Origin of the sequence: Streptomyces sp. NPDC015139 (assembly GCF_043079785.1) — a bacterium.
Classification (GTDB): Bacteria; Actinomycetota; Actinomycetes; order Streptomycetales; family Streptomycetaceae; genus Streptomyces; species Streptomyces albidocamelliae.
The window spans coordinates 85,044-105,904 of the sequence record NZ_JBIBUW010000009.1; the positions used below are offsets into that span (position 1 = coordinate 85,044).

The 20,861-nt window shown below is 71.6% G+C and carries 20 protein-coding genes; 8 read left to right on the plus strand and 12 right to left on the minus strand.

What is annotated here, in order from left to right; all coding sequences use genetic code 11:
* Positions 1–53: 53 nt before the first annotated feature.
* From ACF08B_RS24320 to ACF08B_RS24330, 3 genes are all read right to left on the minus strand, one after another.
* Complete coding sequence (locus ACF08B_RS24320) at positions 54–1,010, minus strand: hypothetical protein (protein WP_392319340.1); 957 nt, start codon at positions 1,008–1,010, stop codon at positions 54–56.
* Between the two features lie 291 nt (positions 1,011–1,301).
* Entirely contained in the window at positions 1,302–1,496 is a 195-nt protein-coding gene (locus ACF08B_RS24325) for a hypothetical protein (RefSeq protein WP_093472014.1), read from the minus strand.
* A gap of 174 nt (positions 1,497–1,670) precedes the next feature.
* Entirely contained in the window at positions 1,671–1,877 is a 207-nt protein-coding gene (locus ACF08B_RS24330) for a hypothetical protein (protein WP_392319341.1), read from the minus strand.
* A gap of 162 nt (positions 1,878–2,039) precedes the next feature.
* Here ACF08B_RS24330 and ACF08B_RS24335 point away from each other — a divergent pair, with 162 nt between their 5' ends.
* The 3 genes from ACF08B_RS24335 to ACF08B_RS24345 all read left to right on the plus strand — a co-directional run bounded on the left by ACF08B_RS24335 (position 2,040) and on the right by ACF08B_RS24345 (position 3,018).
* On the plus strand, positions 2,040–2,390 hold the full coding sequence (locus ACF08B_RS24335; RefSeq protein WP_392319342.1) for a DUF3140 domain-containing protein: 351 nt from the start codon (positions 2,040–2,042) through the stop codon (positions 2,388–2,390).
* A gap of 72 nt (positions 2,391–2,462) precedes the next feature.
* Complete coding sequence (locus ACF08B_RS24340) at positions 2,463–2,819, plus strand: PRC-barrel domain-containing protein (protein WP_392319542.1); 357 nt, start codon at positions 2,463–2,465, stop codon at positions 2,817–2,819.
* Between the two features lie 25 nt (positions 2,820–2,844).
* A complete protein-coding gene (locus ACF08B_RS24345; protein WP_185091699.1) occupies positions 2,845–3,018 on the plus strand; it encodes a hypothetical protein in 174 nt (57 codons plus the stop codon).
* Positions 3,019–3,049: 31 nt separating this feature from the next.
* Here the strand turns inward: ACF08B_RS24345 and ACF08B_RS24350 are convergent, their stop codons facing one another.
* Entirely contained in the window at positions 3,050–3,493 is a 444-nt protein-coding gene (locus tag ACF08B_RS24350) for a VOC family protein (protein WP_392319343.1), read from the minus strand.
* Between the two features lie 148 nt (positions 3,494–3,641).
* Here ACF08B_RS24350 and ACF08B_RS24355 point away from each other — a divergent pair, with 148 nt between their 5' ends.
* The 3 genes from ACF08B_RS24355 to ACF08B_RS24365 all read left to right on the plus strand — a co-directional run bounded on the left by ACF08B_RS24355 (position 3,642) and on the right by ACF08B_RS24365 (position 7,844).
* Complete coding sequence (locus ACF08B_RS24355) at positions 3,642–4,091, plus strand: spore-associated protein (protein WP_392319344.1); 450 nt, start codon at positions 3,642–3,644, stop codon at positions 4,089–4,091.
* 550 nt (positions 4,092–4,641) lie between these two features.
* A complete protein-coding gene (locus tag ACF08B_RS24360) occupies positions 4,642–6,702 on the plus strand; it encodes a discoidin domain-containing protein (protein ID WP_392319345.1) in 2,061 nt (686 codons plus the stop codon).
* Between the two features lie 155 nt (positions 6,703–6,857).
* A complete protein-coding gene (locus ACF08B_RS24365; RefSeq protein WP_392319346.1) occupies positions 6,858–7,844 on the plus strand; it encodes a CorA family divalent cation transporter in 987 nt (328 codons plus the stop codon).
* 9 nt (positions 7,845–7,853) lie between these two features.
* Here the strand turns inward: ACF08B_RS24365 and ACF08B_RS24370 are convergent, their stop codons facing one another.
* Positions 7,854–8,189 carry a hypothetical protein gene (locus tag ACF08B_RS24370; protein WP_143611341.1) on the minus strand — a complete coding sequence of 112 codons (336 nt, stop codon included), beginning with the start codon at positions 8,187–8,189 and terminating at the stop codon, positions 7,854–7,856.
* 273 nt (positions 8,190–8,462) lie between these two features.
* On the opposite strand from ACF08B_RS24370, the gene ACF08B_RS24375 reads away from it, so the two are divergent.
* Both ACF08B_RS24375 and ACF08B_RS24380 read left to right on the plus strand, forming a co-directional pair.
* Entirely contained in the window at positions 8,463–9,434 is a 972-nt protein-coding gene (locus tag ACF08B_RS24375; RefSeq protein WP_392319347.1) for a DUF389 domain-containing protein, read from the plus strand.
* A gap of 109 nt (positions 9,435–9,543) precedes the next feature.
* A complete protein-coding gene (locus tag ACF08B_RS24380) occupies positions 9,544–11,382 on the plus strand; it encodes a glycoside hydrolase family 15 protein (RefSeq protein WP_392319348.1) in 1,839 nt (612 codons plus the stop codon).
* A gap of 12 nt (positions 11,383–11,394) precedes the next feature.
* Here ACF08B_RS24380 and ACF08B_RS24385 read toward each other — a convergent pair whose 3' ends face one another.
* From ACF08B_RS24385 to ACF08B_RS24415, 7 genes are all read right to left on the minus strand, one after another.
* The gene (locus ACF08B_RS24385) at positions 11,395–13,161 is read right to left on the minus strand and encodes a cation:proton antiporter (protein WP_392319349.1); all 1,767 of its coding nucleotides are present in this window, start codon (positions 13,159–13,161) and stop codon (positions 11,395–11,397) included.
* 51 nt (positions 13,162–13,212) lie between these two features.
* Positions 13,213–14,253: a cytochrome d ubiquinol oxidase subunit II gene (locus ACF08B_RS24390; protein WP_392319350.1), complete on the minus strand. Its 1,041-nt coding sequence runs from the start codon at positions 14,251–14,253 to the stop codon at positions 13,213–13,215.
* Positions 14,250–15,677: a cytochrome ubiquinol oxidase subunit I gene (locus tag ACF08B_RS24395; protein ID WP_392319351.1), complete on the minus strand. Its 1,428-nt coding sequence runs from the start codon at positions 15,675–15,677 to the stop codon at positions 14,250–14,252. Before ACF08B_RS24395 ends, ACF08B_RS24390 begins: the two co-directional genes overlap by 4 nt.
* A gap of 37 nt (positions 15,678–15,714) precedes the next feature.
* On the minus strand, positions 15,715–16,554 hold the full coding sequence (locus tag ACF08B_RS24400; RefSeq protein ID WP_392319352.1) for an SDR family oxidoreductase: 840 nt from the start codon (positions 16,552–16,554) through the stop codon (positions 15,715–15,717).
* Positions 16,555–16,716: 162 nt separating this feature from the next.
* On the minus strand, positions 16,717–18,306 hold the full coding sequence (locus tag ACF08B_RS24405; protein WP_392319353.1) for a GMC oxidoreductase: 1,590 nt from the start codon (positions 18,304–18,306) through the stop codon (positions 16,717–16,719).
* Between the two features lie 106 nt (positions 18,307–18,412).
* Positions 18,413–19,360 (minus strand): cyclase family protein, encoded by a 948-nt coding sequence (locus ACF08B_RS24410; protein ID WP_392319354.1) that lies wholly within the window; start codon positions 19,358–19,360, stop codon positions 18,413–18,415.
* Positions 19,357–20,787, minus strand: coding sequence for a chloride channel protein (locus ACF08B_RS24415; protein WP_392319355.1), 1,431 nt, complete (start codon positions 20,785–20,787; stop codon positions 19,357–19,359). Before ACF08B_RS24415 ends, ACF08B_RS24410 begins: the two co-directional genes overlap by 4 nt.
* Positions 20,788–20,861 lie beyond the last annotated feature (74 nt).

A 20,861-nucleotide genomic window follows, 5' to 3' on the forward strand; every position in this document is an offset into this window, starting at 1 on the left:
ACGCGCGTCGGAGGCACGGCCGCCCTGCACCGGTCCGTCGGCCGCACCGGTCGTCACATGCCGGCCGCGGCCCTGCGGTGCGCCTGCTCGAACTCGGTCAGCGGGTCGCCGTCGGCCTGCCAGGGCCACGCCGTGACGACGCCGCCGAGCGCTTCGAAGACCGCGCCGGCCTCCCGGCGCCGGTCGGCGGCCATCAGCGCGTAGGCGAGGACGTTGAGGTCGGCGAGGGCCCTGGCGTGGCGGAGGAAGCCCGGCTGCGCCCACGTGTGGGCCACCTTGTCGACGGCCTGCGTGGCCATCGGCTGCGACCAGTGGTTCCGGGCCACCAGTGCCTCCACTCCGCCCCGGCCCATGAGCGAGTGGTACTGGTTGACCTGCGCGGTGAGTTCCGTGGCCACGCAGGGCACGTTCGCCGGCATGCGCAGGCCCAGGGAATCCACGAACTCCAGTACCTGGACGCGCGATCCGGCCTCCTCCGGGCTGAGGTAGCCGAGCATGCCGAGATAGGCCTCGCGGTTCCAGCGGTCGCGCGCGAGGACCTCGTTCCACACGCCGAAGACCTGCGACTGCTCCCAGGCCTCCAGGCGGGCGACCGCCAGCAGGATGACCCAGGGGGTCGGGTCGTCCGGGGACGTCTCGGCCGCCCGGACGCACAGGTCCACGGTTGCGTCGGCGTCTTCCAGAAAGCCCTGCCGCCGACCGCGTTCGACCTGCGTCCACGCGTGCAGTGCGAGCGCGTCGGCGTTGCGCGGTTCGCGGGCGGCCCACGCGCGCGACAGCTGCGTTTCGGTCAGGTAGTCCGCGAGTACGCCCATCCGGTGCGCCCGGCGGTCCCAGTCCCCGCGGTCCTGGTCGAAAAGCCGGGAGATCTGCGCCACGCACAGGTCCGTCGTCGCGATCATCCCGGTCTTCGTGGTCGCCAGCAGCGACTTCAGAAGCTTGCCGAGGTCCTGGTCGTCCAGTTCCGGGGCAAGGCGCGACCTTTTGCGGCGACCTGAAAGAAATCCCATGCCGGGAGGCTAAAGGGGACGGGGCGGTACGCAAGGTTTGCGCCAAGATCGTTATGGATTACACGACTCAGGAGCGTGATGACACGTCTCAACTCCCGGTTACCCGCTCGTAGGGTGGCCTGCTCCGGCGCCACGGGTGCGCGGGCCGGTCCGGCACGTCGCCGGGCACGCGTGCGTCCGGGACGGCTACGCGTGGGTGCGGGGTGACAGCGCGGAGGCCGGCGACCGAACGCTCGGCACCGGCCTCTCCGGGCGCCCGGCGTCCGGGCGCGGCCGATCGGTCCGCACTGCTCACAGAGAGCCGGGCGGGAGGTTCCCGCCGGGCGCGTGCGCCCGCTGCCGCGGCACGTTGACGACGGGCCAGGGCGCCGAGGGCAGCACCCGGGACAGCTGGTCGCGGACGCGGTTGGCCTCGTCACGGACCTGTGCGGGGACGTCACCACGCTCGGCGACGAGGCGGTTGAAGATCGGGGTTTCGTGGAACACGCGGGAATCTGCCTTTCGGGCGCTCGCGCCGGCGATCGCCGGCCGCGACCGCCGATCATGGACTGATCGAGTATCCGATGCCGAGGGCCGGCCCGGTGACCAGTTGAGGCCGACCGGACGAGGGAATTGGTCACAGAGTGGTGGCGTCGGGCCGACGGAGCGTTCCCGGGGCGGTCAGTGCTCCCAGGCCTCCGGGCCGGCGCCCCGCCACTCGATCCACTCGGCGTGCGTGACGTCCGCCGGCTCGACGTCCTCCAGACCGGCGGCCCGCAGGAACTCGACGATGTCGATGAGCGTGTACGCCATCCCGGCGAAGGACCGGCCGATGCGGACGCGGCGGCCACCGTCCTCCGCGGGCGGAAACACGGTCACCTGGTCCATGGAGCCACCTTCGCCCGGGCCGGGCCGTGGCGCATGCGGAGGGCCCCCGGGCGGGTGGTGGTCCGGGGGCCCCGCCCACGGTCCCGGCCTCCCGGGTGCGGGCCCCGCGCCCCTCCCTCAGGATCGGAGGGCGCACGCACCCGGGAGGAAGAGGTGGCGGCAGTGGCCGACACGACGAGCGACGACGAGAAGCGCGAGACCTGGGACGCCTTCGGCGAACTGGTCAACATGACACCGTCCGCCCTGGAGAAGTGGCTGGCGACCGACGCGTCGTGGTCGGCGGGGCAGCACAAGGACGGCGACGAGTCGACCGGACATGCCTCGGGCCGGGCCATCGTCGACATCCTGCGCAAGAAGAAGGGCGATCTCACGGACTCCGACTACGCCCACATGCGCAAGGTCAACGGGTACGTCCACCGCCACCTGGCGCAGCGCCCGTCCGGGGACGTGCGGGACAGCCGGTGGCGGCACTCGCTGATGAACTGGGGGCACGACCCCCTGGACGAGAGCTGACCGCGCGGGCCCCGCTCGGCCGGCGCCGACATCACACGCGCGATCGGGGGTACCCCGCTGGTGGAGGTCATGATGTTCGAGGCTGGAGACATCCGTGAGTGGCGGGGACACGACGTGGTGGACCGGGACGGCCACAAGATCGGCACGCTGGAGTCGGTCTACGTGGACACGGCGACCGACCGGGCCTTCTTCGCCACGGTGACCGTGGGCATGCCCACCCGCCGCCGTCTGGCGTTCGTCCCCCTGCCCGGCGCCACGGTCGGGCCGGGCTACGTGAAGGTCGCCCACAGCAAGGACGTGGTCAAGAAGGCCCCGTCGATCGACCCGGACGGGGAACTGCCCGCCGCCGAGGAGCCGGGCGTCTTCGCCTACTACGAGCTGGACTACGCGACGGGCGCCGGCGGCGAACGACGTCTCGGCCGCCGCTGACGCGCCGCGGGACTCGGGAGATCCGATGGTCTTGTTCCTGTTGCTGATTCTGGTGGCCCTCGTCCTGGGCATCATCGGGTTCGCCGTTCACGGCCTGTTCTTCCTGCTGATCATCGGCGCCGTCGTGCTCGTCCTCGATCTCGTCTACGCCGCGACGCGCTTCCGGCGCGGTGGGCGGAAACACCGCATCGTCCGCTGACCCGGCCGGCCGTCCGGCGCATCGGGCCGGGTCAGTCCACCGCCTGACCGATGCCCAGCATGTTCCCCTCGCTGTCCCGGAACCAGGCGCCCCGCGCCCGCCGTGGGCCCGGCGCACGGGAGCTCAGGTACCCCTCGACGTCCACGATGCCGTCCCGGGTGTGCGCTCCGCCGTACACGGAGGGCAGGCCGAACTCCTCGAACTCCACGCCGCGCCGCCGCAGTTCCGCGACGACCGCCTCGATGTCGTCGACCTCCCAGGACATCTGCGTGAAGCCGCCGGACGAGGCGCCCGCGGAGTGGAACACCTGGAACTCCGCGCCTCCGCACCGGTACAGCAGCCCACCGGGTCCTTCCTCGGCGGGCCGCAGTCCGAGCCGCTCGGCGTAGAAACGCCGGGCCCGGTCCAGGTCCTGGGCCGGAAGCCTGGTCGCCACCCGGCCGCGGGCCAGCAGGGTGCCGTCTCCTTCGTCCATGACCCCAGTCTGGGCGCCGACCGGCCGCGGACCGCGGAGGCGTGACGCCGTTTCGAAATATCCCGCGGACAGCGGTACAACCAATCCGTTCCTTCGGTGGTCACATGATGCAAGGAGCAATTACCTCCAGGACTTACTAGGGGGAGAAATGCGATTCACTCGTTCCGCTCTGGCCGCCACCGCCTTGGCGGCCCTCTCCGTGGGAGCCACGACCGCATTGGCGGCCCCGGCTTCCGCGGCCGCCAACACCACCCCGCAGAAGGTCTGCGGGAGCAGCTACAAGACGGTGAACTCCGCACCTGTGGGCTCGCTGGGCACCGTCTACCTGACGTACAACGCCACCAACGGCAAGAACTGCGTCACGACCATCCGCAACAACCCGGGCACCGCCCTCTCCATGTCGGCGTGGGTGTACGTCTCCGACACCGATCAGGGTGACGACGACTACGGCGTGTACACCTCGTACGCGGGTCCGACGTACGTCTACGGCAAGGCCCACTGCGTCGACTGGGGCGGCCAGATCAAGAACGTGTACGTGCAGGTCACCGGCTCCAACTGCGCCGCTCTGAAGGAGAGCCGGGTCACGTTCACCCGCTGACCCGCCGGCTATTCCCCACCCCCGCCCGGAACGCCCTCCGTTCCGGGCGGCGGTGAGGTGCCAGGGGGCTTTCGTTCCCTGCGCGCATTCGCTCGCGCTCGTCGATCACGGCGCTTTCGGGGAGCCGGAGAACCGCCGAGCCGCGCACCACGCAAGGGTTTCCGTTCCTTCACGGAACCGGATTCACCGGATTCACGGAATTCACGTCAGGAGGGCGATTCCCGGTGCCCTCCTTTTAGTTCTCGCGTCGCGACACGGCCATGCTCCCGGAATCCGCGACATCCGTTCACCGCGCCCGGTCCGGGCGCTGAAGCGACGTACCCCTCCCGCCGGCTCCGTGCGCGTGCCGGACGTTTTAGCCGGCCTTTCGAGAAGCGGTGCACTGCCGTACGGCGACGATGACGGCCGAGTTCACGTCGGCACCCCCGGCCTCCCGGCCGCTCCCCCGCCCCGCACGAGTCTTGATTTCCTACGCGTCAGTAGCGATCCTTCCTGGGCAGCAGACCGCCCAGTACATGACAATCGGACCGCCGACCGAGGGACGTGGGTCGTGAGCGCAGGTGTCAGGCCGTACCGCCGCAAAGAAGTGACCGTCGTGTCGCTGCTCCTTCTCGTACTCGCCTGTGTCCTCGGCCCGACGCCGAGTTCCGCGGCGGCGAACGAATGGTGGGTGCCGGTCTCGCGGCCCGCACCGGACTCCCGGATCGATGTCACCGGCGAGCCGTTCACGGGCACCGACGCCCAGGGCAGGGTGCGCGGCTTCGTCGACGCCCACGACCACCTGTTCGCCAACGAGGGTTTCGGCGGGCGCCTGATCTGTGGCAAGACGTTCTCGCCCGCGGGGATCGCCGACGCGCTCAAGGACTGCCCGGAGCACTACCCCGACGGCTCGCTCGCCGTCTTCGACTTCATCACCAAGGGCGGTGACGGCCGGCACGACCCGGTCGGCTGGCCCACGTTCAAGGACTGGCCCGCGCACGACTCGCTGACCCACCAGCAGAACTACTACGCGTGGGTGGAGCGGGCCTGGCGCGGCGGCCAGCGGGTGCTCGTCAACGACCTCGTCACCAACGGCGTGATCTGTTCGGTGTACTTCTTCAAGGACCGCAGCTGCGACGAGATGACGTCCATCCGGCTCCAGGCGAAGATGACGTACGACCTCCAGGCCTACGTCGACACGATGTACGGCGGCACCGGCAAGGGCTGGTTCCGGATCGTCACCGACAGCGCGCAGGCCCGCGAGGTGATCAAGCAGGGCAAGTTGGCGGTCATCCTCGGCGTGGAGACCTCCGAACCCTTCGGCTGCAAGCAGGTCCTGGACATCGCGCAGTGCGACAGGCACGACATCGACGCGGGGCTGGACGAGCTGTACGCGCTGGGCGTGCGCAGCATGTTCCTCTGCCACAAGTTCGACAACGCGCTGTGCGGGGTGCGCTTCGACTCGGGCAGCCTCGGGACGGCGATCAACGTCGGGCAGTTCCTGTCCACCGGCACCTTCTGGAAGACGGAGAAGTGCGCGGGGCCGCAGGCCGACAACCCGATCGGCAACGCCGCGGCCGCCGGCGCCGAGGCGAAGCTCCCGGCGGGCGTGGCCGTCCCCTCCTACGCCGCGGACGCCCGGTGCAACACCCGCGGGCTCACGGACCTCGGCGAGTACGCCGTACGCGGCATGATGAAGCGGAAGATGATGCTGGAAGTCGACCACATGAGCGTCAAGGCCGTCGGCCGTGTGCTCGACATCTTCGAGGCCGAGTCCTACCCCGGTGTCATCTCCTCGCACAGCTGGATGGACCTGAACTGGACCGAACGGGTCTACGGACTCGGCGGCTTCATCGCCCAGTACATGCACGGCTCGGAGGGCTTCAGCGCCGAGGCGAAGCGCACGGACGCGCTCCGCGACAAGTACCACGTCGGGTACGGCTACGGCACGGACATGAACGGCGTGGGCGGCTGGCCGGGACCCCGCGGTGCCGACACCGCCAACCCCGTCAGGTACCCCTTCCGCAGCGTCGACGGGGGCTCCCTGATCGACCGGCAGACCACCGGCGAGCGCACCTGGGACCTGAACACCGACGGAGCCGCGCACTACGGCCTCGTACCGGACTGGATCGAGGACATCCGCCTCGTGGGCGGTCAGGACGTGGTGGACGACCTCTTCCGTGGGGCGGAGTCCTATCTCGGTACCTGGGGAGCGACCGAGCGGCACCAGGCGGGCACCGACCTCGCCAAGGACGCACCGGCGACGGCCAGTTCCACCGAGTGGAACCCGTTCACCAGCTACGCGCCGGGCCGGGCCGTGGACGGCAGCCGCGACACCCGCTGGGCCAGCGGCTGGAGCGACGGGCAGTGGCTGCGGATCGACCTGGGCTCCACCCACCTGGTCGGCCGGGTCACACTCGACTGGGAACGCGCGTACGGGAAGTCGTACCGCGTCGAGCTGTCGACCGACGGCGTGAACTGGCGGACCGCCTGGTCGACGACCTCCGGTGACGGCGGCCTCGACACCGCGCGGTTCACCGGCACACCGGCCCGCTACGTCCGGGTCACCGGCACGGAACGCGGCACCCAGTGGGGCTACTCGCTGTACGACGTCGGCGTCCACAGCGGCTGACCCCGGCCGTCCCGTCCCGGGCGGCGCTTCCACCGACCTCCTCGCCGCCCTCACCCGTTCGAGGCACCCGTCGCTGCGCCTGCGTGTGTCGGCGGCGGGGACGCCGGAGTGTGCCCCCCGTGGAAGCTACGGCCGACGGGCGACGGGGAGACGAGATGATCGTGTCGGTGGTGTCGATGCCCGCGGGGACCACCACGCGTACGGACCTGGCGCAGGCACGTGACCGCCTCGCCGCGTCCGATTTCCTGCTCGTCGACGTCCAGCTGCCGGACGAGCAGGCGAGCGAGGCGGGACCGGTCGTCGACGGGCTCGGACTCGCGGCCGAGTCTCCGCCCTGGTTCGGCAGGGCGGGTGAGCCCGCGCGGGCCCAGTTCCTGGGCGACCGGGCCGGACTCGTCGTCCCCGTCGTCGACGACGGCCAGGTGGACCACGTGCACGTCCTCGTGACGGAGCGGCACCTGATCACGCTCCACCGGGGGCCGGCCCAGCCACTGGAGAGTCTCCTCGTCCGGCTCGGGCAGGAGAGCCCTCCCGACACCGTGTCCCTGCTGTTCCTGCTGCTGGAGGAGGCCCTGGACACCTTTCGCCGGGCCGCGGTCGCCGACCTCCTGGTGGTCGAGGACCTGGAGGACGAGATGTTCGAGAGCCGGCGTCCCCAGCAGGTCTACCGCCTGTCCCAGCTGCGGCGGCGTTCCGCGCTGCTGCACCACTACCTGCTGCCCTACCTCCAGGCGACGGACGAGCTCATCAACCGCAGGGTGCTCAACCGCGCCTTCCCGGAGGACCGCCAGCGGCTCGCCCGGGAGTTCCAGCACACCGGCCGGCTGGTGCTCACCGACATCCAGTCCCTCCAGGAGGCCAACCGGCGCGCCTTCGCCAGCTACTCCTCCCTGGTGTCGGGTGAGCAGAACGGCGTGATCAACCGGCTGGCCATCGTGTCGACGATCTTCCTGCCGCTGACGTTCATCACCGGGTACTTCGGCATGAACTTCTCTTATCTGACGGACGAGATGGAGAGCAGGGCCGTCTTCTGGCTGCTCGCGGTCGCGTTGCAGGTGGTCGTCCTGTTCGGCGCGATGTACGTGCTGCACCGCACCCACATCTGGCGCAGGCTCCGCGACGACGGGCTGGACGACGACTGAGCGAGCGCGTCAGTCGGGGGCGAAGGAGAAACTGCGCCACAGGCCGGTGGACCTGACGACCTGGTCGGACGACGGCCCGTCCAGGTAGATGCTCTCACCGCCGGGCGGCACCGTGCAGTCCGGTGTGGTGTACATGAGCAGACTGCTCGTCGTGAAGTTGTCGACGCGGGTCACGCCCTCGCGGAAGCGGTAGCACCCCTCGGTCACCGGATTCGAGATGGTCTGCACGTGCCGGGCGCCGTTGTGGGCGACGATCTGACCGTTGGCCTGATCCTCGCAGGCGGTGAGCGCGAGGCCGAGCACGGCGATGCCGGTGAGCGCGGCCACGGACCGTGAAGCGGGCATCGAGCCTCCTGTGCCGGGGGACGGGGAAAGCTGCCGGGGAGTCCTCCCGCCCACCACTATCCGCCAGAGCGGGCGGACACGCCTTTTGAGTACGACCGTTGCGGTCACGTTCGCGGTCACGGCCGCCCCTCCCCCACCGGCCGTCCGGCCGGGTGACGGGCCGCTCGGCGCTGACTCGCGCGGGCGGCGCGTTCCGCCGTGCCGGGCGATAGTGGAGGCGTGTGCCGGCGAGGCCGCCGTGCCGAGCCGGTCCGCGCTCACGGGAGGTCGCGGATGGATCTGATCCACTTCCGGCTGCTGGTGCCGCCCGACCTCACCCGGCCGGTCCTGGACCTGCTCACCCCTAACGACCGCGTCCTCAACCTCACGGTGGTGCGGGGTGCCCATGTGCCGGACGGCGACTGGGTCGAGTGCGACGTGCTGACGGGCGCCGCGAACGGCCTCCTGGCCGATCTGCGCGAGCTGGGCGTCGACCGGACGGGGTCGATCGCCGTCGACGACGTCGACACGATGTTCTCGGACCGCGCCGAGCGGATCGCGACCCGCCTGCCCAGCGCACTCGTGCACGCGCCGCTGTGGGCCGCCGTCGAAGCCCGGATCCGCAAGGCGGGCACCTATCCGCCCTCCTTCTACCTCTTTCTGGTCATCGCCGGCCTCATCGGCTCCGTCGGCATCATGACCAACTCGCAGATCCTCATCGTCGCGGCCATGGTGGTCGGTCCGGAGTACAACGCGATCACCGGCGTCGCCCTCGGCCTGGACCGTCGTAGCCGCCCCTGGGTGCGGGAGGGGATGCGGGCACTGGCCGCCGGCTTTCTGCTGGCCATCGTGGTCACGCTGGGTTTCGCGGCCCTGGTACGGGCCTTCGGCCTGCAGTCCCCCGCCTTCGAGCGGGGTGTGCGCCCCGTGTCCCACCTGATCGACACGCCGGACTTCTTCTCCGTGGCCGTGGCCGCCCTCGCCGGCGTCGTCGGCATCGTCTCGCTCACCGAGGCACGCGGCAGCGCCCTGCTGGGGGTCTTCATCTCCGTGACCACGATCCCCGCCGCCTCGGACGTCGCGGTGTCGGTCGCCTTCGCCGACTGGCACCAGGCGTGGGGTTCGCTGGTGCAGCTGCTGCTGAACGTGATCGTCCTCGTGGCCGTCGGTGTCGCCACCCTGCGTCTGCAGCGGCGCCTGTGGCGCCGCGCCGCCCGCCGGGCTGCCGCGCAGACGCGGCGCCGACAGGCCGGCCCTCCATCCTGACCTGGGCATATCACCAGGCGCGAGTCCGACGGGCCGCCGCCGCATCCCCGGCTTACGCTGATCCGAAGGGACGCGTTCGGGCGAACCGCGCACCGGAAGGGGCAGCCCGATGGACGACTACCCGCTCATCGAGAACCACGGCCTGATCGGCGATCTGCAGACGGCGGCGCTGGTCACCACCGACGGAACGGTCGACTGGCTGTGCCTGCCGAGGTTCGACTCGCCCAGCGTGTTCGGAGCGCTGCTGGACAAGGACAAGGGCGGCCACTGCACGGTCCGGCCGGTGCACGAGATGTACGCGACGAAGCAGTTGTACCTGCCCGACACGGCGGTCCTGGTGACCCGGTTCATGACCGAGGCGGGCGCGGGCGAGGTCCTGGACTTCATGCCCGTGACGGGGACGACCGCCACCCCCAGCCACCGCCTCGTCCGGCTGGTGCGCTGTGTGCGCGGCACCATGACGTTCGACGTCGAGATCGCTCCGCGGTTCGACTACGGCCGTACGGCGCACCGGTTGCACATCACCGAGCACGGGGCGCTCTTCGCGGCGGAGGACGGCACGGAACTCACGGTGCACCCCATCCGCGAACCGGAGGACGAACGGCTGGTGGACGTCCTCACCGACCGGGGGAACGACCTGCACTTCACCCTGACGCTGGAAGCCGGACAGCAGCGGGGGCTGGTCCTGGAGTCGGCCCCCGACGGGCCGCCGCGGCAGATCCGCCTCGCCCAGTACCAGGAGCTCTTCGAGGAGACCATCAGATTCTGGCGCTCCTGGCTCAGTCAGTCGCAGTACTCGGGACGCTGGCGGGAGACGGTGGAGCGCTCGGCGATCACGCTGAAGCTCATGACGTACGCCCCGAGCGGTGCCCTGGTGGCCGCCCCTACGACGGCGCTGCCCGAGCAACTGGGCGGGGAACGCAACTGGGACTACCGCTTCACCTGGATCCGGGACGCCTCCTTCTCCGTGTACGCCCTGCTGGGGCTGGGGTTCACCGAGGAGGCGAGGGCGTTCATCAACTGGCTGGGCGACCGGGTGAAGGAACGGGCCGGCAGTGACGGCGATTCGGGCCCGCTGAACATCATGTACCGGGTCGACGGCTCCTCCGACCTGGTGGAGGAGACCCTCGACCACTGGGAGGGCTACGCCGGTTCGGCGCCGGTGCGGATCGGCAACGGCGCGGCCGGCCAGCTCCAGCTGGACATCTACGGCGAGGCGTTGGACAGCATCTACTTCGCGCACCGGCACGGGATCAGGCTGGGACACCAGGGCTGGACCTCCCTGCTGACCAATCTCGACTGGCTGGTCGACCACTGGGACCAGGCGGGCGAAGGGCTGTGGGAGACCCGCGGCGGCCGCAAGAACTTCACGTACGGCCGCGTCATGTCGTGGGTGGCGTTCGACCGCGCCCTGCGGCTCGCGGAGTCGCACGGCCGCCCGGCCTCGACCGCCCGCTGGAGCAGCGCACGGGACGCGATCTACGAACAGGTCATGGCCAAGGGCTGGAGCGAGGGACGGCGGGCCTTCGTGCAGCACTACGGCAGCGACGTGCTCGACTCCGCGCTGCTGCGCATGTCCACGGTCGGGTTCATCACCCCCGAGGATCCGCTGTGGACGTCGGCGCTCGACGCGATGGAGGAGGAACTGGTCAGCGACAGCCTGGTCTACCGATACAACCCCGAGGCCTCGCCCGACGGTCTGCGCGGCTCCGAGGGCACCTTCTCGCTGTGCACGTTCATGTACGTCGACGCCCTGGCGCGCGCGGGGCGCACCCCCCGGGCCCGGCTGGTGTTCGAGAAGATGATGGGGTACGCGAACCATCTGGGCCTGTACTCCGAGGAGATCGACCCGACGGGCCGCCAACTGGGTAATTTCCCGCAGGCGTTCACCCATCTCGCCCTCATCGACGCGGCGCTCACCCTGAACGAGGCTCTGGAGAAGCGGTAGCCGGGGCCCGGTTCAGGAGGGCGACGGCACCGGTCCGAGCAGGACGACCGTGTCGCCCTGCCGCCCGGGGGCGAGCGACGGCTCCCCGATGACCGGTTCCAGGGCACCGTCGGCCCGTACGACGAACAGGGCGTCGTGACCGGGCGCCCGGGGCGCCGACGCCGGCTGGACGTGGAAGCGGGCGCCTCGCCCGTGGCGGTCCGCGAGCGCGTGGCGGACCAGGCGCGGGCCGAACAGCGTGCGGCCGGCGGTGCCGGGGGCGACCACGCCTTCGCCGCCCGGGGGCGGAGCGATGCGGTAGACCGGCCCGTCGACGCCGTCCTCCAGGAGGATCGAGGCGAGCGCGTTGAAGTCGTCGTCGGCCGTGAGCAGGAAGACCGAGGTGACCCCCTCCAGTTCCGCCTGCGGCTCGGTGGCCAAGGCCATCAGCTCCCCGCCGGCCAGTTCGACCCCCGCCCGCTCGATCCGCTCCCGCTCCTGTGAGCTGCCCGCCCACATCAGTACGTCCACACCGGCGGTGCGCAGTGCACGCGCGAGTTCGACGACCCAGCCGTCGCCGCCCACCAGCAGCGGACGCGCCCGCTCGGGAGGCCTGACGCCCAGCCGGCCGGCGACCGGCTTCGCGGTGAGCCCGTAGACGAGGACGGTTCCGACGATGACGAGGAAGGTGACGGGGAGGATCTTCCCGGCGCCGCGCAGCCCCGCGGCGGTGAGCGAGGCGGAGAAGGTCGTGGCGGTGGAGGCGGCCACGATGCCGCGCGGGGCCATCCAGCCGACGAAGGCCCGTTCACCGGCGACGAGGTCCGTGCGAGCGGTGGACAGCACGGCCACCAGCGGTCGGACCAGTACGACGAGCACCGCGACGAGCACGAGCGAGGGCAGCAGCACGCCTACGAGGGACCGCGGTGTCACCGTGGCCGAGATGGAGACGAACAGCAGGCCGACGATCAGCTGGACGAGCGTCTCGAAGAACGGCCTGCGTGCGGGCATGTCGAGCCCGGGCAGATTCGCCACGGCCAGCCCGGTGACGATCGCGGCGATGAGGCCCGTGTCGTCGTACGCCATGTCGCAGCCCGCGGCCACCGCGACGACGGTGGCCAGCTGGGCGAGCGTCCCCAGCGACTCGCCGAGGCGCAGCCGGCGCAGGGTGCACCAGAGCAGCGCGGCACCGATCGCCCCGCCGGCGAGCCCGACGGCGAGGCCGGCGAAGAACGCGCCGAAGCGGAAGTGACCGCTCCGCAGGCCCCCGGAGACGATCGAGTGGAAGGCGACCGCGCCGAGGATGCCCCCGACGGGATCGATCAGGGTGCCCTCCCACATCAGGACCCGCCGCGCCTTCTCCGACGGCCGGACGTGCTCCAGCAGCGGTCCGACGACGGTCGGCCCGGACACCACGAGAATGACCCCGATCATGCTGGCCACGGCCACCGGCACACCGAGCAGAGCCGGTCCCAGGAGCACGACGGCTCCCCAGGTGAGGACCACGCCGAGCACCATCAGACGGACGACGACAGCGCGGGTCGCGCCCCTGAGGTGGCGCAGGTCCAGGGCGAGCCCGGCGTCGTAGAGGATGATCGCCACGGACACCGAGACGAGCGGGGAGAACGCCGGCCCGAGGAGCTGGGCGGGGTGGATGTCGCCGGTCAGGGCCCCGGCGGTGAACCCGGCCGGCAGCAGCAGGAGCAGGGCCGGGATCCGCAGCCGGCTCGCCAGGATCTGGCACCCGACGGCGAGGGCGACGGTCAGCCCGACGCCCAGCAGGATGTCGTCGGTGGTCACGCGGACTCCACCCGCGCCCCCGCGCCCGGCACCGGCCGGTCCGCCGCCGGGTCAGCCCTCGTCACCGGTGCCGGCGCGCCGCAGGTCGGCGTCGGTGAGGCTCTCCAGCTCGCCGTGGGTGTCCAGCCAGTAGAGCAGGACGACCGTGGGGATCACGAGCACCAGCGCGACGAGGGTGACGAAGCCCAGCCAGCGCATGGTGGTGTGCGCGCCCGCGCCGTCGGCGACGGTCAGTGAGGTGGGGATGAGGTAGGGGCGCTGCGCCATGCCCCAGGCGAGGACCGCCGAGGCGACAGCGGCGACGGCCGTGACCCGGGACCAGGCTCCGGAGGGGCGGGTCAGCAGCCAGGCGGTGGCGGCGGTGGCCAGCGCCGCCACGACCACGAAGACGAGGCCGACGCCGTGCGTGAGCCCGTGCCACACGTGAGGGGCGTCCCCGTGGGTGACGACCAGGGTGATCACGGCGAGGACGGCGAGGCCGGCCAGGGCGCCCCAGGCCCGGCGCCGGAAGTAGGCGTCCAGGTCCGGCGCGGTGAACCGGCGGGCGTCGGCGGCGAGGAAGACGGCGCCGAGCGACGCGGTGGCGGCGATGGCTAGCAGCCCGAACAGCAGTGAGGTGGGGTTGGCCCAGGCGTCCGTCGAGGCCGTCGTCGTCGCGTTCACCCGGCCCGAGGCCACTCCCCCGGCCGCGGCGCCCAGGAAGAACGGTGTCAGCAGGGAGGCGACGGCGAACACGGCTCCGTACAGGCGCCGGCCGGCCAGCTTCCGGGCGGGCTTGCGCAGGGCGAAGCCGGCGCCGCGCAGCACGGTGCCCACGGCGGCGAGCACCAGGGGCAGCCACATCGTGACGAACACCTGCTGGAAGAAGACCGGGAATCCCGTCCACATGATGACGAGGACGAAGATCAGCCAGACGTTGTTGACCTCCCAGACGGGAGCCATCGCGTGGTCGATCAGCCACCGCGGACGCTTGCCTCGCTCGGCTCCGCCTGCGGTCAGGTCCCAGAAGCCGGCTCCGTAGTCGGTGCCGCCGCCACAGGCGTAGGCGGCCACCGCGAGCAGCAGGACGACGGCGATGACCCCGGCGATCACCGGGGGCTCCCGGCGGAGCGCGGCCCGTACGGGGTGTCGGTCTCCGGTGCCTCCCGCGGTGGGCGCGGGCCGGCCGACGCGTCGGCCTCGCGCCAGCGGGTCCGCAGCTTCAGCAGCACCACCAGGAACGACCCGAAGACGAACACGTAGACCACGATGACCAGGGCGAACATCAGCCACAGACTGGACGCGCGCGTCGAGGTGACCGCTTCGGCCACGCGCATGTTCTGGTACACGATCCACGGCTGGCGGCCCACTTCGGTGGTGATCCAGCCGCATTCGACCGCGACCACGGAGGCCACGCCCGCGACGGCGGCGCAGCGGTAGAACCAGGGGGAGGCGGGCAGCCGCCGGTGGCGCAGCCACACGAAGGCGTAGCAGAGGGCGAGCAGGATCAGCCCCGACCCGATGAAGACCATGGTGTCGAACGTGAAGTGGGCGATGGTGGCCTCGGCGGCCGTCGGCCGGTCACTGGCGGGCACCGAGGTGAGCCCGGTGACCTTGGTGTCCGGGCGGAAGCCGGCGAGGATCGAGTCGAGCTGGGGGACCTTGATGCCGCCGGAGACCGTGCCGTCGGGATGGAGCCGGCCGTAGAGGTACTCCGGGACATGGGTGTCGGTCTTCCAGACGATCTCCATGGCGGCGAACTTCACCGGCTGCTTGTGGAACACCTGCCGGGCGATGGAGTCGCCGAGCACGAACTGCACCGGTGTGCACACCGCGGCGAGGGTGAAGGGGATCGTGAAGCCGAGGCGGTGGTAGTGGTCCCGGCGCCCGCGGAGCCAGCCGGTCGCGTAGACACCGGCCACGACGTAGCCGGCCGTCAGGAACATCGCCACGACGAAGTGCCAGTACTGCGGGCCGAACATGGGCGTGAAGATCGCCTTCCAGATCTGCACGTCGGTCGGGTTGCCGGCGGCGTCGAGGGTGAAGCCCCGCGGGGTGTTCATCCACGAGTTCGCGGCGATGATGCCGAAGGCGCCCAGCAGGGCCGCGAAGGGCAGGGGCAGGCCGAGCAGGAAGTGGGTGCGCGCGGGGAGCCGCCGCCAGCCGTAGAGATAGACGGCGATGAGCACGGCCTCCAGGAAGAAGGCCCAGGCCTCGACCCCGAAGCCGATGCCGAAGACGTCGCCCCACCGGCCCATCATGCCCGGCCAGAGCAGTCCGAACTCGAAGGACAGCACGGTGCCCGTGACGACCCCGATCGCGAACTGGACCGCCATCACCGCCGACCATCGGCGCGCCAGCAGAAGGGCTGTCGCGTCTCCGCGGCGCAGCCCGTAGGCGTGCATGATCAAGGTGATCAGCGGCAGGGCCACACCCAGCGGCACCAGAATGATGTGGGAAGCGAGGGTGAAGGCCATCTGGGATCTGGCCGGAAGCATCTGCGCGGGCGTGTCCGCCAGCATCAGAACGGTGTGCATGGGTGCCTTTCCGGGAGGCGGCGCCGGGCGGGTGGGTTCAGCCGCCGGTGGCGAAGCCGGGGAACAGGGTCATGCCGCCGTCGACGTAGAGGGTGGTTCCCACGACGTAGTCCATGAGGTCGGAGGCGAGGCCCACCACGGCGTGGGCGATGTCGTCCGGCTCGCCGACCCGGTCGTAGGGGATCAGCTTCAGCAGGTCCTGCTCCGCCTGCGGCGTCTCCCAGGCACTGCGGTTGATGGGTGTCTTGATGGCTCCCGGGGCGACCGCGTTCACCCGGATCTTCTTCGGGGCGAGTTCCTGGGCGAGGGTCTCCATCATCATCTGCACTCCGCCCTTGGACGAGGCGTAGTTGACGTGGCCGGCCCAGGGGATGAGCTGGTGCACCGAGCTCATGCAGATGATCTTCCCGGCCGCCCGCGACACCTCGGGGACGACACCGCGGCGCAGGAACTCCTTGGTCGCCTCGCGGGCGCACAGGAACTGACCGGTGAGGTTGACGTCGATGACCTTCTGCCACTGGGCGAGGGTCATGTCGGTGAAGGCGGCGTCGCGCTGGAGTCCGGCGTTGGCGACCAGGATGTCGATGGTGCCGAACTCCTGGACCATCCGGTCCATCATGGCGACGACCTGGTCCTCCTTCGAGACGTCGGCCTCGTAGGCGGCGGCCTTCACCCCGAAGGCGGCGATCTCCCGGACCACCTCCTCCGCCTCGTCGCCGCCGGCCACGTAGTTCACGACGACGTCGGCCCCGGCCCGGCCGAGGGCGACGGCGGTCGCCCTGCCGATCCCGGAGTTGGCGCCGGTGACCAGCGCCTTCTGACCCTTCAGCAGCTGTGCCGGAATCACGTTCTTCGGTGCGCCCTCGGTGGAACTCACGATGCCCTGCTCCTCTGCCTGCCCGGATCGTCCGGGCGCGGCCCGGAGGGTTCAGGCGCCAGACAAACACCGCGCCGCGCGTTCGGCATGCCGGGACGGACCGCATTGCGCCTTGCGGCTGAGCATCTTCGCCCGCGTGGAGGGCGCGGCCCGGCGGCCGCGTCAGCCGAGGCGCTCCAGCAGGTGGTCACCCACGCGCAGGGCGTTCGCGATGGCCGTGAGGGACGGATTGACCGCGCCGATGCTCGGGAAGAAGCTCGTGTCGACCACGTAGAGGTTGTCGAGGTCGTGGGCCTTGCAGTTGAGGTCCAGGGCCGAGGACGCCGGGTCGGTTCCGAAGCGCACGGTGCCGGCCTGGTGGGCGGTGGCGCCGATCGGCATGCCCTTGTGCAGGTAGATGCTGCGGGACAGCAGCTGGTGCTCGTGCATGCCGAGCCGGCCGAGCATGTGCTGCAGCTTGTGCCGCAGCCGCTTGAGACCGGCGATGTTGTTGTCCTCGTCGAGCGTGAGCCGGATACGGCCGTCCTTCTCCAGGGTCACCCGGTTGTCCGGCTGGGGCAGGTCCTCCCCGCACAGCCAGAAGTCGACGGCGTGGTGGGCCATGACCTCGAAGGGCATGTCCGGCGACACCGCGCCGGCCCAGCGGGGGGCCTGTCCGTGGATCTGCTCGGCGTCCGACTTGCCGAGCATCTGGATGCCGCCGAGCGGGTAGTCCCAGTCGTCCGCGCCCAGGTACCAGTCGTGCAGGGCGAGGGTCTTCTGGAACTGCGTGTCGTTGGGCTCCTTCGAAAGGGCCATCAGCGCGAGGTTGTTGTGCCGCATGTAGTTCCGGCCGACGACGCCGGAGCCGTTCGCCAGTCCGTCGGGATGCCGGTCGCCGGCGGAAGCGAGCAGCAGGGCCGCGGAGTTGACCGCGCCGCAGGCCACGACCACGACGCTCGCGGAGAACCGGGCCTCCTCGTCGCCGGGGAGCTGGGCGACGACGGTGGTGACGCTGCGCCCGGTGGGATCGGTCTCCAGCCGGGTCACGCGCGCGTGGGTGACCATGTCGACGTTGGGGTGCTCGAGTGCCGGCTCGACGCAGATCACCTGGGCGTCGGACTTGGCGCGGACCAGGCACGGGAAGCCGTCCACCCGGTTGCAGCGGATGCAGGCGCTGGCGTGGGTGGCCCCGCCGAACTCGTCCTGGGTGAGGTTGACCCCGATCGGCAGGTGGAAGGGGTGCAGCCCCTGCTTCTCCAGGTCCTGACTCAACTGCTCGATGCGGGGCTCGTGTTCGACCGGTGGGTAGGCGTACTGCGCACTGCTCGGCCCCTCCGTGGGGTCCTCGCCGTGCCGGCCGTGCACCAGGTAGAGGTGCTCCGCCTGCGTGTAGTACGGCTCCAGGTCCTCGTAGGCGAGGGGCCAGGCCGGCGAGACGCCGTCGTGGTGGCGCAGTTCGCCGAAGTCCTCGGGGCGCAGCCGGAACAGCGCGGCGCCGTAGAACTTGGTGTTGCCGCCGACGTAGTAGTTGACCTCGGGCGGGAACTCGTTGCCGTGCCGGTCGAGCCAGAACTCGGGGGCCCGGTACTTGGCCTTGACGAAGACGGCGGTGGACTCCCAGTTGTCGCGTTCGCGCGGCAGGTAGCCGCCGCGTTCGAGGATCAGTACCCGCTTGCCCGACGGGGCGAGGCGGTGCGCGAGGGTGCCGCCGCCCGCGCCGGTACCGATGACGATCACGTCGTACGGGGGGAGTGCGTCCACGGCAACCACCGTCCTCGCTCGTGTGGTCTGGGCTGTTGCCGGCTTTTCCTCTTCGAACGTACGCGCAGTGCGGTCGGGCGGCACCCGGAGCGGGACCGGTGCCGGACCGGCCGGCTCACAGAACGGCGATCGGGTTCACCGGGGAGCCGGTGGCCGCGGGGAGCCGCAGGGGGGCCACGACGCACAGGAAGTGCCAGCGGCCCTGCTCCTCGCAGACCGGGACCAGCTCCTCGAAGTCCAGCCAGTCCAGCAGGTGCACTCCCATGGCGTTGACGGCCAGTACGTGCACGGGGAACGGGACCTCCGCGACGGCGCTCGGCGCCGCGTCGCTGTTGCCGTCCGACCCCAGGACGGACACCTGCCGCTCGGCCAGGAAGCCCATCGCCGCCGGGTGCAGGCCGGCCCGCGCCCGTGTCACGTCCCAGGCGCCCAGGGTCCGGCGCCGGAGCCGGTGGCCGACGCGCACCAGCAGCACATCGCCCGGCCCGACGCGGGTCCCCTGGGCGGTCTCGGCCGCGGCGAGGTCCTCGGCGGTCACCTGGTCCCCGGGATCGAGCCACGGCACTCCGCGCAGGCGCGGGATGTCAAGGAGCACGCCCCGGCCGACGATGCCGTCCCGGACCAGGTCGACGGTGAGGGTGCCGGCGCCGTCCGGGGTCACGGTGCCGGCCGGGACCCCGCCGTACAGTTCGCCGTCGAACATCACGTGGCACAGGGCGTCGAGGTGGCTGTCGACGTCTCCGTGCACGTTCATGGCGAACCGGTCGCGGGCGAAGTACAGCCCGTGCTCGTGGCCTTCCCGGTCCGTCGGCGCGGTCATCCGGTGGGCCGCGGGCTCCGGGCTGTCCGGACCGGGCCGGGTCTCGACGGGGGCGGCGAGCGACACCGTGCGTCCGGACCGCACCCCGGCGGCGGCCGCCACCACGCGCTCGGGTGTGATCAGGTCCAGCGCGCCGCGCCGGTGCTCCCCGTCCGCGGGAGCCCGCTCGCGCAGCCTGCGGTACAGCTCGCGGAAGGCCGCCGCCGACAGGGGCCGCGCGGCGGCGGGCGGCTGCGGGCTCATCGTGCGTTTCCGGGCGTCGGCCCCGGCTCGGGTTCGGCGCCGTCGTCCTCCCAGGTGGCCGCGGGCCGTGCCGCCGGCGGGCCGGCGGGCCTGCCGACCGGCGGCACGGCGCGCCCGGGCGGCAGCAGTTCGACGGTGACGAAGCCGACGACGGCGGCGAGGATCGCCACGGGGATCATCGCCCCGCTGCCGAGCACGAGGACGACGAGCAGCACACTGCTGACCGGGAGCCGCAGCGCGGCGGCCGTCGCGGCGGCCATGCCCGCGGCCATGCCCGGCACCACGCCGAGGCCGGGCAGGGGCGCGAGCAGGACGCCCACCGCCGCACCGAGGAACAGAGAGGGGAAGACCGGGCCGCCGCGCAGGCTGCCGAGGCACAGCGCGTACGCCACGGCCTTGCACAGCAGGACGGCGATCAGGGCGCCCACGCCCCAGGCGTGCGGATCCGCGGCCAGCCGCTGCAGGACGGCCTCGCCGGAGGAGGCCACGTCCGCCGGCGAACGGCCCACGGCCAGGGTGTACACCGCGGCACACGCGCCGGCGGCGAGCGCGCAGAGCGCCGTGCGCGGCACCACCCCGCCCGCGACGAACGCCGCGGCCCGGCGCCCCAGGGACAGCACCAGGTGCACGGCGGTGGCGATGGCGACGGCCATGAGCACGGACCAGAGCACGTCTCCCGCGTCCAGGCGGGGGAACGGGACGCCCACGGTCATCGAGAGGCTTCCGGTGGACAGGCCCGTCCAGCGTCCGAAGCCGGTGAAGACCAGCGACCCGATGCCGCTGGAGAGCAGCGCGGGCAGCATGACCGCGAACAGCTGCGGGCCGCCCACTCCGGCGACCTCGATCAGGATCACCGCGCCGATCAGCGGATTGCCGAAGATCGCCGACAGGGCCGCCGCGGCACCGGCGGCGCCCACCAGGGCGGTGCCCCGCGCGGTCGCCGGGGTGCGGATCAGGTCCCGGAAGAACAGGGCGAGGCCGCCGCCGAGCGCGATCAGCGGGGCCTCGGGGCCGAGGGTGGCGCCGAGCGGCAGGCTGGCCGCGGCGGCGAGCACCACTCCTGGCAGGGCGGCCGGGGACATCCCGCCGGAGTGCAGACCCGAGGCGGGGATGTGCCCGCCGGCGCCCCGCATCCGGCTGACGACGAGACCGACGAGGAGGCCGGAGACCGCCAGCAGGGGCAGCGGCCACCACCAGGGCGGCGTGCTCCAGCCCAGATCGGCCGGGAGCCCTACCCACAGCAGGTGTTCCAGTTCGTGGAGCCCGGCGAGGAACCAGAAGGCGGCCAGGGAGACCGGCACGCCGACGACCGCCGAGAACACGAGCGTCCTCTGGTAGGCGGGGTCGCGCAGCAGATCCCGCAGCCGGTCGGCCTCTTCCGGCTGGGTCCCGGCGGCGGGGGCGGGAGTTGCATCGGAGCGGGTCACGACACCGTCCCTCCCGTGTCAGCCGGGGATCGTGCGCTGGTGTGCCGCGCGCCTCCCTGGCGGCGCGTCTCCCG

Coding starts and splice junctions, on each gene's coding strand:
- ACF08B_RS24320 (WP_392319340.1), bottom strand. CDS start 1,010: ATGGGATTTCTTTCAGGTCGCCGCAAAAGGTCGCGCCTTGCCCCGGAA.
- ACF08B_RS24330 (WP_392319341.1), bottom strand. CDS start 1,877: ATGGACCAGGTGACCGTGTTTCCGCCCGCGGAGGACGGTGGCCGCCGC.
- ACF08B_RS24340 (WP_392319542.1), top strand. CDS start 2,463: ATGTTCGAGGCTGGAGACATCCGTGAGTGGCGGGGACACGACGTGGTG.
- ACF08B_RS24345 (WP_185091699.1), top strand. CDS start 2,845: ATGGTCTTGTTCCTGTTGCTGATTCTGGTGGCCCTCGTCCTGGGCATC.
- ACF08B_RS24350 (WP_392319343.1), bottom strand. CDS start 3,493: ATGGACGAAGGAGACGGCACCCTGCTGGCCCGCGGCCGGGTGGCGACC.
- ACF08B_RS24355 (WP_392319344.1), top strand. CDS start 3,642: ATGCGATTCACTCGTTCCGCTCTGGCCGCCACCGCCTTGGCGGCCCTC.
- ACF08B_RS24365 (WP_392319346.1), top strand. CDS start 6,858: ATGATCGTGTCGGTGGTGTCGATGCCCGCGGGGACCACCACGCGTACG.
- ACF08B_RS24370 (WP_143611341.1), bottom strand. CDS start 8,189: ATGCCCGCTTCACGGTCCGTGGCCGCGCTCACCGGCATCGCCGTGCTC.
- ACF08B_RS24375 (WP_392319347.1), top strand. CDS start 8,463: ATGGATCTGATCCACTTCCGGCTGCTGGTGCCGCCCGACCTCACCCGG.
- ACF08B_RS24380 (WP_392319348.1), top strand. CDS start 9,544: ATGGACGACTACCCGCTCATCGAGAACCACGGCCTGATCGGCGATCTG.
- ACF08B_RS24395 (WP_392319351.1), bottom strand. CDS start 15,677: ATGCACACCGTTCTGATGCTGGCGGACACGCCCGCGCAGATGCTTCCG.
- ACF08B_RS24410 (WP_392319354.1), bottom strand. CDS start 19,360: ATGAGCCCGCAGCCGCCCGCCGCCGCGCGGCCCCTGTCGGCGGCGGCC.